The sequence below is a fragment of the Streptomyces sp. NBC_00306 genome (genome assembly GCF_036169555.1).
Lineage (GTDB): Bacteria > Actinomycetota > Actinomycetes > Streptomycetales > Streptomycetaceae > Streptomyces > Streptomyces achmelvichensis.
This window is the reverse complement of the sequence record NZ_CP108032.1, coordinates 5,805,127-5,819,935: the sequence shown is the minus strand read 5'-3', so window position 1 is coordinate 5,819,935 and position 14,809 is coordinate 5,805,127. Positions and strand designations below refer to the sequence as shown.

General features: G+C 70.9%; 13 protein-coding genes. 3 read left to right on the top strand and 10 right to left on the bottom strand.

Going from position 1 to position 14,809, the window contains the following annotated elements; translation table 11 throughout:
- Window positions 1-186 precede the first annotated feature (186 nt).
- Window positions 187-405 carry a hypothetical protein gene (locus OHA05_RS26105; protein WP_313943858.1) on the bottom strand — a complete coding sequence of 73 codons (219 nt, stop codon included), beginning with the start codon at window positions 403-405 and terminating at the stop codon, window positions 187-189.
- A gap of 387 nt (window positions 406-792) precedes the next feature.
- Entirely contained in the window at window positions 793-1,074 is a 282-nt protein-coding gene (locus tag OHA05_RS26100) for an acylphosphatase (RefSeq protein ID WP_313943859.1), read from the bottom strand.
- Window positions 1,075-1,213: 139 nt separating this feature from the next.
- Here OHA05_RS26100 and OHA05_RS26095 point away from each other — a divergent pair, with 139 nt between their 5' ends.
- The gene (locus tag OHA05_RS26095) at window positions 1,214-2,137 is read left to right on the top strand and encodes a CAP domain-containing protein (RefSeq protein WP_443043847.1); all 924 of its coding nucleotides are present in this window, start codon (window positions 1,214-1,216) and stop codon (window positions 2,135-2,137) included.
- Between the two features lie 26 nt (window positions 2,138-2,163).
- On the opposite strand, the gene mutM is transcribed toward OHA05_RS26095, so the two are convergent.
- The 8 genes from mutM to recG form a co-directional block, all read right to left on the bottom strand.
- Window positions 2,164-3,045, bottom strand: a complete 882-nt coding sequence (gene mutM / locus OHA05_RS26090) for a bifunctional DNA-formamidopyrimidine glycosylase/DNA-(apurinic or apyrimidinic site) lyase (RefSeq protein ID WP_327679787.1) — start codon at window positions 3,043-3,045, stop codon at window positions 2,164-2,166.
- Window positions 3,046-3,216: 171 nt separating this feature from the next.
- Window positions 3,217-4,149 (bottom strand): ribonuclease III, encoded by a 933-nt coding sequence (gene rnc / locus OHA05_RS26085; protein WP_328861853.1) that lies wholly within the window; start codon window positions 4,147-4,149, stop codon window positions 3,217-3,219.
- Window positions 4,150-4,168: 19 nt separating this feature from the next.
- Window positions 4,169-4,342: a 50S ribosomal protein L32 gene (rpmF, locus tag OHA05_RS26080; RefSeq protein ID WP_026165248.1), complete on the bottom strand. Its 174-nt coding sequence runs from the start codon at window positions 4,340-4,342 to the stop codon at window positions 4,169-4,171.
- Window positions 4,343-4,344: 2 nt separating this feature from the next.
- On the bottom strand, window positions 4,345-4,959 hold the full coding sequence (locus OHA05_RS26075; protein WP_313943863.1) for a YceD family protein: 615 nt from the start codon (window positions 4,957-4,959) through the stop codon (window positions 4,345-4,347).
- Window positions 4,960-5,149: 190 nt separating this feature from the next.
- A complete protein-coding gene (locus OHA05_RS26070; protein WP_313943864.1) occupies window positions 5,150-6,226 on the bottom strand; it encodes a DivIVA domain-containing protein in 1,077 nt (358 codons plus the stop codon).
- Window positions 6,227-6,321: 95 nt separating this feature from the next.
- Window positions 6,322-6,801: a pantetheine-phosphate adenylyltransferase gene (gene coaD, locus OHA05_RS26065; RefSeq protein ID WP_313948853.1), complete on the bottom strand. Its 480-nt coding sequence runs from the start codon at window positions 6,799-6,801 to the stop codon at window positions 6,322-6,324.
- A gap of 26 nt (window positions 6,802-6,827) precedes the next feature.
- Entirely contained in the window at window positions 6,828-7,412 is a 585-nt protein-coding gene (gene rsmD, locus OHA05_RS26060; protein WP_328861852.1) for a 16S rRNA (guanine(966)-N(2))-methyltransferase RsmD, read from the bottom strand.
- 72 nt (window positions 7,413-7,484) lie between these two features.
- Window positions 7,485-9,677 (bottom strand): ATP-dependent DNA helicase RecG, encoded by a 2,193-nt coding sequence (gene recG, locus OHA05_RS26055; RefSeq protein ID WP_313943866.1) that lies wholly within the window; start codon window positions 9,675-9,677, stop codon window positions 7,485-7,487.
- 181 nt (window positions 9,678-9,858) lie between these two features.
- On the opposite strand from recG, the gene OHA05_RS26050 reads away from it, so the two are divergent.
- Together OHA05_RS26050 and OHA05_RS26045 are read left to right on the top strand one after the other, a co-directional pair.
- Entirely contained in the window at window positions 9,859-11,691 is a 1,833-nt protein-coding gene (locus OHA05_RS26050; protein ID WP_328861851.1) for an HSP90 family protein, read from the top strand.
- Entirely contained in the window at window positions 11,688-14,597 is a 2,910-nt protein-coding gene (locus OHA05_RS26045) for a tetratricopeptide repeat protein (protein WP_328861850.1), read from the top strand. The genes OHA05_RS26050 and OHA05_RS26045 overlap by 4 nt, the downstream gene beginning before the upstream one ends.
- The last annotated feature ends 212 nt before the right edge of the window (window positions 14,598-14,809 follow it).

Genomic DNA, 14,809 nt, shown 5'->3' with positions numbered 1-14,809 from the left:
AGTTCGCCGGAGCGCTCGGTCTCGCCATCCGGGACGGCGGGCGGCTCACGGTTTCACCCATGAGGGCGCAGGGCAGATCACGCGGTAGAAGAAGGACTGTAAAGCGCCGGGGGGAAAGAAAGAAGGGACGCCGAAGCGTCCCTTGCATATCTTGTGCGGTTGATCTACAGGCGTGACCGAGCTCTGTCAGGTGAGCGCGGGCTCCGCCTGGGGTACGTCGATGTCGATGCCGTCAAGCAGCGACTCTCCAGGGTGCTTGGCGACGGCAGCGTTGAGCGCGTCGTTCTCGGACTGGATCCGTACAAGCTCGGATTCGAGGTCCTGGACGCGCTGCTGAAGCCGTCGCATCTCGGCGAGGAGTCGCGGGTCGGAGCCGCCGACGTAACCGAGAAGCGCCTTTGCCATGATGGATGGTCCTCCACACTGAGTGACCGACCGGAAGCGGTGTGGGTCGTGAGGGAATCGCACCCGCGGTGCTCGACAGTGCTATTGGTGCTCATGTCGCTGCGGTTCGTACTGCCAAACAGCTAAGGTGCGCGGGGCTTCCAGAGTCTCACCAAAAAGTTTGACGGTCAACACGATCACACCCCGTATCAAGGGCGAACCCGGGTGCTCACTGCCGCGGAACGCGCGGTGGAGCCTCTTCTCCGGGGCCTGGGGGCGTGGAGATCATCCTTACGGCCGCAGCCTGGCATGACAAGCCCTTCTTGGCAACCACCAGGCTGTTTCTGCCACGGACAGGTGCCGGAGGGATGCGTTCCGCGACTGGCGGGGCGGGCCGGCGGCGGACCCTCAGCGGATCGCGAAGCCCTCGTACCCTCCGCGGGGCGTGTCCCAGATCTCAGTGACGCCGTCGACTCGACCGGGTGTGTCGTCGGACCGCAGCCAGTCCAGCAGACGGTGGCAATTCTCACGTGGACCCTCGGCCACGACCTGCACCCTGCCGTCGTCCAGATTGAGGGCGAAGCCGGTGAGCCCGCCGATCTCCAAAGCGTTTGCCCTGGTGAACCAGCGGAAGCCCACTCCCTGTACTCGGCCGCGTACCCACGCCGTCAGACGTGCAACATCATTCATGGCTGCAAGGTAGCGAATGGATCAGTGCTGCATCACATCCCTATTCGGTGTTATGCCGTACAGTCCGGTCGAAATGAAACTCACCCATTCGGGTGAGCCTCTTTTTTGTACAGCCGTCGAGCACAAGGAAGGCCAGCAGATGGGACGTCATCGACGCTCCGCCAAACGTGCGGGCAGGCCCGTACGCACTGGGCTGCTCGGCGTCTCCGCTGCCGTGGCGGTGGGCGCCGTGATCGTTGCGTCCGGCCTGCTGCCGGGTGACGACACCTCCGTCGTGGGCGGCGAGAGCTCGCCCGCCAAGCAGGTGCGCAGCGAGGGATCCGCCCGGCTCCAGACCCAGGGCGACGCGAGCGCCGAGCCGACGCCCGAGGCATCCGCGCCGTCCGCGCCGTCTGCACCGACCGCGCCCGCCACGACGCCCCCGCGTCCGAAGGCACCGGCGAAAAGCCCTGCTCAGAAGCCCGTGAAGCCCGTGAAGCCCGTGAAGCCCGCGGAGCCCACCAAGCCCGCGAAGCCGACGGCCAAGCCGTCGACGAAGGCTCCGGCCCCGAAGCCGGCGAAGCCCGCTCCCGAGAAGAGCGAGAAGGAGAAGAAGGAGAGCGCCCCGACCCGTACGGAGTCACGCTCCCCCGACCGCGCTCCCGATCGCGCTCCCGACCGGCAGAAGCCCGTCTCGTCCTCCTCCGAGGCAGCGGCCGAGGCCGAGGTGCTCAACCTGGTGAACGAGGAGCGGTCCAAGGTGGGCTGCAGCCCGGTCCGGACCGACGCCCCGCTCGCCAAGCTCTCCGGCACCTTCAGCAAGGACATGGCCAACCGCGGCTTCTTCGGCCACACCGACCCCGAGGGCGACTCCCCCTGGGACCGCGCCGCGCAGGCCGGCGTGAACAACCTCGGTGCCGAGAACATCGCCCGCGGCCAGGCCGACGCCTCCGCGGTCATGAATTCGTGGATGAACAGCGAAGGCCACCGGGCAAACATTCTCAACTGCGATTACAAGACGCTCGGCGTCGGTGTCCACATGGCCGACGGCGGCCCGTGGTGGACGCAGGACTTCGGCTTCTAGCAGTCGCGCCGGGAGCTGCCCGGGGGCTAGAGCTTCCCGGGCAGCGGCGTGCGCACGATGCGCGGCGGGCGCTGGCAGCGCGGGCAGAAGTAGCTGGAACGGTTCATCCAGGGACGTCGCCGCATCAGCGTGCCGCAGCGCCGGCAGGGCTCGCCCTCGCGGCCGTAGGCGTCCAACGAGCGGTCGAAATAGCCCGATTCGCCGTTCACGTTCACATACAGGCTGTCGAAGCTGGTGCCTCCGACGGCCAGGGCCGCGTTCATCACGTCCCGCACATGACCCAGCAGCTCGGCCGAGCGGGCACGGGGCAGGCCGGTCGTGGGGCGCTCGTAGTGGAGCTTCGCCCGCCACAGGGCCTCGTCGGCGTAGATGTTGCCGACCCCGCTGATCAGCGACTGGTCCAGCAGTGCTCTTTTCACGGTGGTACGCCGCAGCCGTAGCGCGGTGTGGAAGCCACCGTCGTCGAAGGCCGGGTCCAGCGGATCGCGGGCGATGTGCGCGATGACGTCGGGCAGCCCGTCCGGGGTGTTGTCGTGGAGCGAGAGCCCGCCGAAGGTGCGCTGGTCGACGAACCGGAGCTCGGTGCCCAGGGAGTCGTCGAAGCGGATCCGGATCCGCAGATGCTTCTCGTCGGCGGCGTCCTCCGGCTGCACCAGGAGCTGTCCGCTCATGCCGAGGTGTCCGAGGACGGAACTGTCGGTGTCCGCCAGCGGCAGCCACAGATACTTCCCCCGCCTGCGCGCTATCCCGACGCTGTGCCCCTTGAGCCTGGCCGCGAAGTCCCCGGCGCCGGCGAGATGGCGGCGCACCGCGCGCGGGTGCAGGACCTGCACCTCGGCGATCGTCCGTCCGCTGACCCAGCGCTGCAGTCCGCGACGCACGACCTCGACCTCGGGCAGCTCGGGCACGGGGCTCCTTCCGGGGAGGCTCGGAGTGACGCCCGCAGCGTACCTCTCCGTCACCTGCGGAAAAACGCGGAGGCCCCTGCGTTCCCGGGGAGGGAACGAGGGGCCCCGACGTGGTCGGAAGGAATGCAGCGCCATGGTCCGGGCCGGGGCCCGGACCACCGGTTCGAAGGACTAGGCCGTGGCCCGGTCCGCCGGTTCCGAGGACGAAGAGGTGTCGGCGTCCTCTTCGTCGGAGGCCTCTTCGCCGGAGGCGTCGGCAGCGGTGGCCACCGTCTCCTCCGAGCTCGCTGCCGCGGCAGCGAGCTTGTCGGCCTCGGCCTTCTCCGCCTCGGCCTTCTCGGCCTTGGCGGCGGCGATTCGGTCGTCCGCGGCGGCACGGATCTCCCGCCATGCGGACTCCGCCGCCTGCTGCTCCGCTTCCTTCTTGCTGCGGCCGGTGCCGGTGCCGTACGAGACACCACCGACGCGGGCGGCAGCAGTGAAGGTCTTCTCGTGGTCCGGGCCCGTCTCCGTGACGAGATATTCCGGAACGCCGAGTCCCTCGGCCGCGGTGAGCTCCTGGAGACTGGTCTTCCAGTCCAGGCCCGCACCGAGGTTCGAGGATTTTTCGATCAGCGGGTCGAAGAGCCGGTGCACCAGCTCGGACGCCGCTTCGAGACCCTGATCGAGATAGACGGCGCCGATCACCGCTTCAAGGGTGTCGGCGAGGATGGATGCCTTGTCCCGTCCGCCCGTGCCTTCTTCACCCCGGCCGAGCCGGATGAAGAGACCCAGTTCCAGACCGCGACCGACTTCCGCCAGCGCACGCGAATTGACCACCGCGGCCCGCAGTTTGGCCAGTTGGCCTTCCGGCAGGTCGGGGTGGGTGCGGTACAGCGTGTCGGTGACCACCAGACCGAGCACCGAGTCCCCGAGGAACTCGAGCCGTTCGTTGGTGGGCAGGCCGCCGTTCTCGTACGCGTACGACCGGTGGGTCAGTGCTCGCACCAGAAGGGCGGACTCGAGGTGATACCCGAGCCGCCCTTCCAGAAGCGTGTGGGACGAGGCTGCGTTGGCTGTGTTTACTGCGTCTGCCTGCTTCTTGGCATGGGACAGTTCAGACATCGGGCCTCTCACCAGCCGCTCAGACCTCGAGGACCTGGCGCTTGTTGTAGGTGCCGCAGCTCGGGCACGCGATGTGCTGCTGCTTCGGCTCCTGGCAACGCTCACACGAAACCAGGGTGGGGACCGCAGCCTTCCACTGCGACCGGCGGTGGCGCGTGTTGCTGCGCGACATCTTCCGCTTCGGAACAGCCACGGCTACTTCTCCTGCTTCTCGTCGACGCCCGCTTCGGCGCCGCCCATGTTGTCCTTCTCGCCGTCCTTGATGGTTTCGGCGAGTCCCTGCAGTGCCGCCCACCGGATGTCGGCGGCGTCATGGTGGTGACCGGGGTTCTCGTCCAGCCTGATTCCGCATTCGGAACACAGGCCGGCACAGGTCTCCCGGCACACCGGCTGCATCGGCAGTGCGAGCACCACCGCATCACGCAGCACGGGCTCGAGGTCGAACAGGCCGTCCTCGAGAAAGAGCGTGTCCTCGTCCTCGGCGTCGTCGACCGGTTCCGCAGTGCGAGTGCGGCTCCGGTCATCGGCGTCCGGGTACGAGAACATCTCCTGGAAGTCCGCCGCGACCTCTTGGTGCAGCGGCTCCAGACACCTTACGCACTCCCCCTCGGCGGTCGCACGGGCGGTGCCGGTGACAAGCACACCTTCCATGACCGACTCGAGACGGAGGTCGAGCTTCACCGGCGCGTCTTCCGGTACGCCGATGACTCCTTCGATACCGAAGGTCGCCGGTGAACCGGGCGCCTCCACCGAGCGGGAGAGCCGCTGGAGCGCGCCGGGACGCCGGCCCAGCTCGTGCGTGTCGAACACGAGGGGGTTGCGGTGGTCGAGGCGGGCGTTCAGGGGTCTTCCTGCTTTCGAATCGTGGGGAGTGGGCCGGCCCGTGCTCCGAGGGAGCGGGCAGCCTGGATCGCGGATCTACGCGCGACCGAAGAACCAGGTTACCGGACGGGCCGCCGTAGACCCAATCCGGTCCCCGTCGGCAGCCGCTCCGCCCGGGTCAGCGCCCCTGCTCGTACCGGCGCAGCTGTTCGAGGTCGATCATGCTGGTGTCGAAGAGGCTGGTCTCGTCGAGGGCCGCGGCCTGCTGCTGTGGCTGGTGCTGGACCGGCTGCTGGTACGCGTACGGGTCCTGCTGCCCGTACTGCTGGTCGTAGCCCTGCTGCTGATATCCGGCGTAGGGGTCCTGCTGGTACGCCGCGTACTGCTGGTGCTGGTGCTGGTCGCCGTAGCCCGTGGCGGCGTAGGGGTCCTGCTGGGCCGGGATCGCGGGCTGGGCCTCGGCCACCGGCTGGTACTGCGGCTGCTGGGGCACAGGGGCCTGCTGCGGCACCGGGGGCTGCTGGGGCTCCGGGATCTCGGCCAGTCCGGCCAGATAGTCGGCGTCGCTGGAGCGGGTCTGGGCGCCCGCGGCGTCCTGGGCGGCCATGTGCTCGCCGAGCGCGTCGCTGGTGGTGCGGCCGTGGAGCTTCAGCCGGCCGCGGCCGACGGCCTCCAGGGTCTTGGACAGGACCGCCTCGAAGGCGCCGAGCTTGGCGTCCACGTACTCGTCGGCGCGGCCGATCAGGGTCTGCGGGTCCGAGCTGTACTCGGGGGCGTCCTCGTCGGCGTACCCCTGCGCGTCCAGGCCGGGCCCGCGGCCGAGCAGCTTCTCGCGCCCGCGGTCCACCGAGCCGATGGTCTTGGTGAGGACGACCTCGAAGTTCGCGAGCTTGGAGTCGACGTAGTCGTCGGCCTCCGCACGGATCTCCTCGGCCTCCCGGCGGGCCTCGGAGAGGATGCGGTCCGCCTCGTCCTGGGACTGGCGGGCGACATGGGTGTCCGAGATCAGCGAGCCGCGTTCCGCGTGGGCGCTCTCGATGATCCGCTCCGCCTCCTGGCGGGCCTGGGCGACCAGCTGCTCACGGCCGCCGATCAGCTCCTGGGCCTGCGCGAGCGAGCCGGGCAGGGCCTCACGGACCTCTTCGAGCATGGCGAGCAGCTCGGCGCGGTTGACCACGCAGGAGGCCGACATGGGCATGGACCGGGCTGAGCCCACCGCCTCGACGATCTCGTCGAGCTTCTTCTGCACGTCCACCGTGACTCGCCACTCTCTGCCTGATATGAGACGGACGGGACGACTGTACGGCCCCCGACCGCCCGCCGGACACCGGGTGACGGGCTGTCAGTACGTCACTTCTCGGCGAGCCGCCGGGTGAGTGCCTCGTGCACGACGGGAGGCAGCAGGTGGGAGACGTCACCGCCCCACGCGGCGACCTCCTTGACGAGGCTGGAGGAGAGGAAGCTGTAGGTGGGGTTGGTCGGGACGAAGAGCGTCTCGACGCCGGAGAGGCCGTTGTTCATCTGGGCCATCTGCAGCTCGTAGTCGAAGTCGCTGACCGCCCGCAGGCCCTTCACGATGGCCGGGATGTCCCGCTGCTTGCAGAAGTCGACGAGCAGGCCGTGGTGGGACTCCACCTCGACGTTGCCGTAGTCGCTGGTGACGTCGCGGATCAGCTCGATCCGCTCGTCCACGGTGAACAGTCCCTGCTTGGACTGATTGATCATCACCGCGACATGTACGACGTCGTACAGCTTGGAGGCGCGGGCGATGATGTCGAGGTGTCCGTTGGTGATGGGGTCGAACGACCCCGGACAGACTGCTCGGCGCAACTGAAGTCCCTCGCTCTCCGGTCCGGTCATGGTGCGTCTTCGCACGTAGAGGCGGCGCGACCGTACCAAAGCGTTCCCTCGCCGTAGCGACGGGCCCGCACCGGTTCGAAGCCCTGCGGCCAGACGAATTCACCGCCTCTGGTGCTGCGCTCCACGGTGACGACGGCATCGTCCGCGAGCCAGCCCTCAGAGCGGAGTGTGAGCAGGATCTCGCGAAGATCATCGTCGGTGACGGCGTACGGCGGGTCGAGGAAGACCACGTCGTAGGGGTCACCCGGCGCCGGACCCGTCACGATCTGTTCCGCTTTGCCGGTACGGACCTCGGCACCCGGCAGTCCGAGCGTGCGGACGTTCTCCCGGACGATGCGGGCGGCGCGGGCGTCCGCCTCGACGAGCAGCGCGTGGGACGCACCGCGGGAGAGCGCCTCCAGGCCGACGGCGCCGGAGCCCGCGTACAGATCGGCGACCCGCAGTCCGGCCAGCGTGCCGAGGAGCGATTCCCAGCTGGAGAAGAGGCCCTCGCGAGCGCGGTCGGACGTGGGGCGGGTGCCGGTGCCGGGCGGGACGGCCAGGCGGCGTCCGCCGGCCGTACCGGCGATCACGCGGGTCATCTCAGTCCTCACTCGCAAGCGGCCGGGAACTCGTGCCGGCCGGCCTGGCCAACATCCTCACGGACCAGTGTCTCAGCCCTTGTCGAGATACCGCTCGCGCTCCTTGTCCAGCAGGGCGTCCAGGGCCGTGCGCAGCTCGGGGAGCCGCTCCAGCTCCGGGTCCTCGCGGACGACCGTGACGGCCTCCTCGCGGGCGGCGGCGATGACCTCCTCGTCGTCGATGACGGTGAGCATCCGCAGCGAGGAGCGCACACCCGACTGGGCCTGACCGAGGACATCGCCCTCGCGGCGCTGTTCGAGGTCGATACGGGAGAGCTCGAAGCCGTCGAGGGTGGCGGCGACCGCGCCGAGCCGGGCCCTGGCCGGGGTCGCCTCGGGCATCTCGGTGACCAGCAGGCACAGTCCGGGGGCGGAGCCACGGCCCACCCGGCCGCGGAGCTGGTGCAGCTGCGAGACACCGAACCGGTCCGCGTCCATGATCACCATGGCGGTGGCGTTCGGGACGTTGACCCCGACCTCGATCACGGTGGTGGCGACCAGGACGTCCACCTCTCCCGCGGCGAAGCGGCGCATGACGTCGTCCTTGTCGTCGGGCGCCATCCGGCCGTGCAGGACCTCGACGCGCAGCCCGTCGAGGGCTCCGCGGGAGAGCTCCTCGGCGATCTCCAGGACGGCGAGCGGCGGCCTCTTCTCCGCCTCGTCCTCGGCGGACTTCTTCTTCGTCTTCTCGTCCTCGCCGTCGCCGATGCGGGGGCACACCACATACGCCTGGTGGCCCTTGCCGACCTCTTCGCGGACGCGCTCCCAGGCGCGTGCCAGGAAGTGCGGCTTGTCCTGGGCCGGGACGACATGGGTGGCGATGGGTGAGCGGCCGGCGGGCAACTGGTCCAGTACGGAGGTCTCCAGGTCACCGAAGACCGTCATGGCGACCGTCCGCGGGATCGGGGTCGCGGTCATCACCAGCAGATGCGGCGGCTGCTTCCCCTTGGAGCGCAGGGCGTCGCGCTGCTCCACACCGAAGCGGTGCTGCTCGTCGACCACGACGAGTCCGAGATCGTGGAACTGCACCTTGTCCTCGATGAGTGCATGGGTGCCGATGACGATGCCGGCCTCACCGGTCACCAGGTCGAGCAGCGCCTGCCGGCGGGCGGCGGCGCCCATCGAACCGGTGAGCAGCACGACCTTGGTGGCCTTCTCCGCGCTCCCGAGCATGCCGCCCTCGGCGAGCTCGCCCATCATCTCGACGACGGAGCGGTGGTGCTGCTGGGCGAGGACCTCGGTGGGCGCGAGCATCGCCGCCTGACCGCCGGTGTCCACCACGGTGAGCATGGCGCGCAGGGCGACCATGGTCTTGCCGGAGCCGACCTCGCCCTGGAGCAGCCGGTGCATCGGGTGCTCGGTGGCCAGGTCGCCGAAGATCTCCTCGGTGACCTTGATCTGCCCGTCGGTGAGGGTGAAGGGCAGCTTGGCGTCGAAGGCGTCGAGCAGCCCGCCCGGGACGGGCCGGCGGGCCACGGCGGGCAGTTGGGTCTCCGCGAAGCGGCGCCGGGCCAGCGCCACCTGGAGCACGAACGCCTCGTCCCACTTCAGCCGCTGCCGGGCGTCCTCGATGTCGGCCTTGGTGTGCGGCCGGTGGACCTTCAGCAGCGCCTCGGGCAGCGGGACGAAGCCGCGTCCCTCTCGCAGCGCGGGCGGCAGTGGATCGACCGCCTCCGTGGCGCTCGGCAGCACGGCGTCGACCGCCTTGGCGATCTTCCACGACTCCAGCCCCTTGCAGGCCGGGTAGATGGGGATGAGCGCGCCCGCCCAGGACTCGACGTCGGCGGAGTCGTCCCCGCTGTCGGCGGCGAGTTTGGCGTACGTCGGGTGGGCCAGCTGGAGCTTGCGGTTGAAGACGGAGACCTTGCCGGCGAACATCGCCCGGCTGCCGGGCAGCAGTTCCTGGTGCGGTTTGTGCACACCCCGGCCGAAGAAGACCAGCTGGAGCCGGCCGCTGCCGTCCGTGATGGTGATCTCCAGCCGCTTGCCGCGGCCGGCGTTGAAGGTGTGCACCCGGGAGTCGGCGACCTGCGCGACCACGGTGACGTCCTCGTCCAGCGGCAGCTCGGCGAGCCGGGTGAGCTGGCCGCGCTCCTCATAACGCCGGGGGTAGTGGTGCAGCAGATCGCCGGTGGTGTGCAGGTCGAGCTGCTCGGCCATCACCTTCGCGGTGGCGGCTCCGAGCGTCTTCTTCAGGGGTTCGTCGAGCGCGGACACGCGATCCATTGCACACCACGGCACCGACAGACGTCGTGCAGCTGTGGATAACCGCTGGTCACACCGGTGCCGTGGACCCTAGGATGGCGCGGTCTCCCCCGCCTTCCCCGCTGCCTGCCCACGCCGCGATCACCTTCGACGGGATCGCCCGACCCGCGCCGCCGCTCGTCCCCCCACCGGCGCAGCGACGATGACTTCTGAGACCACGCGACCCACGTCCGAGACCACCCCGCACACCTTCCAGGTGGATCTGCGCGGCCTGGTGGATCTTCTCTCCCATCACCTCTATTCGAGCCCCAAGGTGTATCTGCGCGAACTGCTGCAGAACGCCGTGGACGCGATCACGGCCCGGCGGGCCGAGGAACCGGACGCGCCCGCGCGGGTACGCCTCTTCGCCGAGGACGGGCGGCTGCGCGTCGAGGACTCCGGCATCGGTCTGACCGAGAGCGATGTGCACAGCCTGCTCGCCACGATCGGGCGCAGCTCCAAGCGTGCCGGTGCCGACGGCATCGCCTCGGCGCGCGCCGACTTCCTCGGCCAGTTCGGCATCGGGCTGCTCGCCTGCTTCGTCGTGGCGGCCGAGATCCGCGTGGTCAGCCGTTCGGCGCGGACGCCGGACGCGCCGCCCGTGGAGTGGTCGGCCCGTGACGACGGTTCGTACACCGTGCGTACGCTGCCGGACAGCGCGCGTCCCGAGCCGGGCACGACCGTGCACCTGACCGCCCGCCCGGGCAGCGGCGACTGGCTGACCGAGGAGCGGGTGCTCGCGCTCGCCCGGGACTTCGGCTCGCTGCTGCCCTACGACGTACGGGTCGGGGACACCGCGGTCACCGATCTGCCCTCGCCCTGGGACCGCGCCCACCCGGGCCCGGCGGCCCGCCGGGTGGCTCTTGCGCGCCACTGCCACGAGCTGTTCGGCTTCACCCCGCTCGACTCGCTCGACCTGAACGTCCCGCTCGCCGGGGTCCGCGGAGTCGCCTACGTCCTGCCCCAGGCCGTCAGCCCCGCCCAGCGTTCCGGCCACCGGGTGCATCTGAAGGGCATGCTGCTCACCGACCGGGCCGACGAACTCCTCCCGGACTGGGCCTTCTTCGTACGCTGTGTGATCGACACCGACTCGCTGCGGCCCACCGCCTCCCGCGAGTCGCTGTACGCCGACGAGACGCTGGCGGCCGTGCGGGAGGCGCTCGGCGCCCGGATCAGGGAGTGGCTCACCGCTCTGGCGGCCGGTGATCCCGACCGGCTGGCGCAGTTCCTGTCCGTCCACCACCTGGGTGTGAAGTCGCTGGCCAGGCACGACGGCGAGATGCTGCGCACGATGCTGCCGTGGCTGCCGTTCGAGACGACCGACGGCTCGCTCTCGCTGGAGGAGTTCGCCCGCCGGCATCCGGTGGTGCACTTCACGCGCACCGTGGAGGAGTACCGCCAGGTCGCACCGATCGCGTCCGCGCAGGGCATCGGTGTCGTCAACGGCGGCTACACGTACGACACCGAACTGGTCGAGAAGCTCCCCTCGGTACGGCCCGGAACCGTCGTCGCCGAACTGGACGCCGACACCGTCACCGCGCATCTCGACACCGTGGACCCGGACGCCGAACTCGCGCTGGCGGGCTTCCTCGCGGCGGCCCGCGCCAAGCTCGATCCGCTGGGCTGCGACGTGGCGCTGCGCGCCTTCCATCCGCTGACCGTGCCCGCACTGCATCTGGACGACCGTGCGGCCCGTCATGAGCGCTCGCGCGCCGAGGCGGAGGAGCAGGCGGACGATCTGTGGGCCGGCATCCTCGGGTCGCTGCGCGGCAGCGCGCCGCGGGCCCGGCTGGTGCTGAACCACCTCAACCCCCTGATCCGCAGGATCAGTTCGCTCGACGACAGGGAACTCGCCGGGACCGCGACGGAGGCCCTGTACGGGCAGGCCCTGCTGATGGCGCAGCGGCCGCTGCGCCCGGCCGACTCCGCGCTGCTCAACCGCGCGTTCGTCGGCCTGCTCGAATGGGCCACCCACGACCAGGAGAACGGCCGATGAGTACCGACGTCACATCCCTGCGGCAGGCCCTGGCCGACAACTACGAGGAGCCGGAGGGCCCGGCGCGCAACGCCCGCGCGGAGCGGATATTCGCCGGCATCGAGCAGTCGGGCGACACCGAGCTGCTGATCGACGGCCTCAACCATCTGATGCAGGTCTACAACTACAGCTCCGAGGCGGACAAGATGTTCGTCCCGTTCTCGCGGCTGCTGCGTATGTGGGACGAACGGCCCGGGGACTTCGACGGACAGCAGACGCACAGTCTGTTCTGGATGTTCAAGTGGGTCTCCAGCGGCATGATCGACCAGCCGCACATCCCGCTCGCCTCCATCGAGAAGTGGCAGGGCGAGATGGAGCACCGCTACCGGGTCGCCGGGCACTCCGAGCGTGCCGTGCGCCAGGGCGAGCTGCGGATCGCACGCCATGTGGGCGACACGGAGCGCGCGGAGCGCGCGTACGCGGCCTGGCAGGCGGCGGACCGCGACAACAAGAGCGACTGCCGGGCCTGCGAGCTGCGCGCCCAGGGCTCGTACCTGGCGCACCGCGGCGACGACGCGGAGGCGCTGGAGACCTGGCGGCCGGTGTACGAGGGCGAGTTCAGCTGTGCTCACGAGCCGCACGCCGTGCTCTCGTCCTCGCTGCTGCCCCTGCTCCGTCTCGGGCGGCCGGACCAGGCCCGCGCACACCATCTGCGGGGCCACCGGATGGTGCGCTCGATGGAGAGCATGCGCAGCGCCGTCGCCCAGCACGTCGAGTTCCTGGCGCTGACGGGCAACGAGGCACGCGGTCTGGAGATCCTCGCCGAGCGTCCGGCGTACTTCACCGACTCCGGGGAGCCGAGCAGCCTGATGGGCTACCTCGCGGTGACGGCGCTGCTCACCGACCGGCTCACCGCCCTCGGCCACGGGGAGCAGAGTCTCGCCGGACCGGGCGGCCGCGACTGGACGGCGCGCGAACTGGCCGTGCACGCCCGCAAGGAGGCCCTCGCTCTCGCGGCGCGGTTCGACGAGCGCAACGGCAGCTTTGAGGTGAGCCGCACGATCCGGGAACGGATGGACCAGGAACCGCTGCTGGAACGGCTGCCGCTGGGGCTGCGCCCCTCCCGGCCCGTCCCGGTGCCGCGCCCGGCCCCGGTCCCCGCGCCCGCGGCATCCCTCGACTCGCTGCTGGCCGAGGCGCGCAGCCTCTCGGAGGCGCAGCGCCCCGACTCGCTGGAGGCCTGGGCGGCCGTCGCCGCCGCGGCCGGGCACGAGGGTGCCGAGCTCGGCGCGCGCGACCGTGCCGAGCTGGAGGAGCACCGGGGCCTGGACCGCACGGTGCCGCCCGCCGAGAGCGCCGCGCACTTCCGCGCCGCCGCGGACCACTACGAGAGCGCGGGTGACCTCGGCCGGGCGGTGGCCGCACGGGCGAGGGCCGCCTACGCGCTCTGCCAGGACGAGCACTCCGACGAGCGCTTCGACGAGGCGCTGGCCGAACTGGCCGGGCTCCGCGCCCGGATGCTCGGCCTCCATGCGGAAGGCAGCGCGAGCGCCCACCAGGTGAGCCGGGTGCTGCTGTGCCGTTGCCGCATCCTCAACGACCGGATCCACCTGTCCGAGGACACGGCGGCCGCGGTCGGTGCGCTGGAGGAGTCCGTACGGGAGCTGCTGGCCTTCGCCGAGCCGCACCGGGACGACGCGGGCGTCGGCACCACGGTCGGCGAGGCGCTCGGCTACCTCGGCAACATCATGGCCTTCGGGGGTGACGCGCAGGAGGCCGCCCGGCTGTACACCCGGGCAGCCGAGGCGTACATCGCCGCGGAACGCCCCTGGTACGCGGTCGAGGCCGAGACCCAGCTCGCCGGGGTGAGCCGGCATCTCGGCGACCCGGAGACGGCCGAGCGCGCCTCCCGCGCGGCCCTGGAGCACGCACGCGCCTATGCCGAAGCGGGCGGGCTGTGCCGGCTGCACCTCCAGCTCGTGGAGTCGCTGGCGGACAACGACAAGCTCGCCGAGGCCGCCGAGCACGCGCTGGAGGCGGCGCACTGGGCGGACGAGGCGGGCGAGAGCAAGGGCAACGGCGCGTACGCGCGGCACCGGCTCGGCGGCTTCCTGCTCCAGCTGGGCCGCGTCGACGAGAGCGCCGCGGTGCTGGAGGCCGTGCTGCCGGACCTGACCGCCGACGATCACGGCGACGGCATGATCGTGCAGACGCTGTGGTGGCTGGGCGACTGTCTGGCGGCGCTGAACGAGCCGCGGTCGGCCGCCGAGCACTGGCTCAGGGCGGCGGACATCGCGCGCGGGTGGCCGGAGCAGCGCGACCACGCGATGCTCGCGAACCTCGCCGGCCAGGCGCTGTACCGGGCCGACCTCAACTCCGAGGCGGAGCTCGCCTATCAGCGTGCCGGAGAGCTGTGGCGGGAGCTGGGCGACGTCCACGCGTATGTGCGGACGCTACGGGTGCGGGCCTGGATCGCCGTCCGTGAGGGCCAGGCCGGCCCGGCGGTGGCACGCGAGCTGATGACATCGGCGGCGCAGGCGTGTGAGGCAGCCCTGGAGGGTGCCGACGACCGGGAGGCACGCGACGGGCTCCGCGCCGAACTGGCCGACACCCATCGGCAGACCGCGGAGCTGATCGCGTCCGCCGTCGAGGGCGGACCGGGCGAGGACGACACCGACGGCTCGGCACGGGCCGCGTACACGGAGGCGGTGGCGTCCGCGGAGAAGGCGATCGCCGCGTTCACGGCGGCGGGCGAGCAGTACGCCGAGCAGCGGGCCAGGTCGGAACTCCTGGCGGGCTGGCTGGAGGCGGACCTGGGCGCGGCCGACGCGGCGGAGGCCCGGGCCCGGGGAGTGCTGGCACGGCACGACGCCGAGGGTGTGGGCGCGGATGCGCGGTCGCTGCTGGAGTACGTGGGCAGGGGGTGAGCGGGAGGTCCTGCGGCAGGGAGCCGACCGGGAGTGAGCCGGGGGCCCGGGCCTCGGAGCCTGAGGCCGGGCCTCGCAGCCGGCGGATCAGGGACGGCGGATAGGGGTAGCCCCCGGCCTCGCCGTGGAGGAGGCAGCCGAGCACGGGCTGCCCGCATGCCTCGGTCACCCGCTCGTGCAGGCGTACCGCCTCCCGCTCGCCCTCGGGGGCG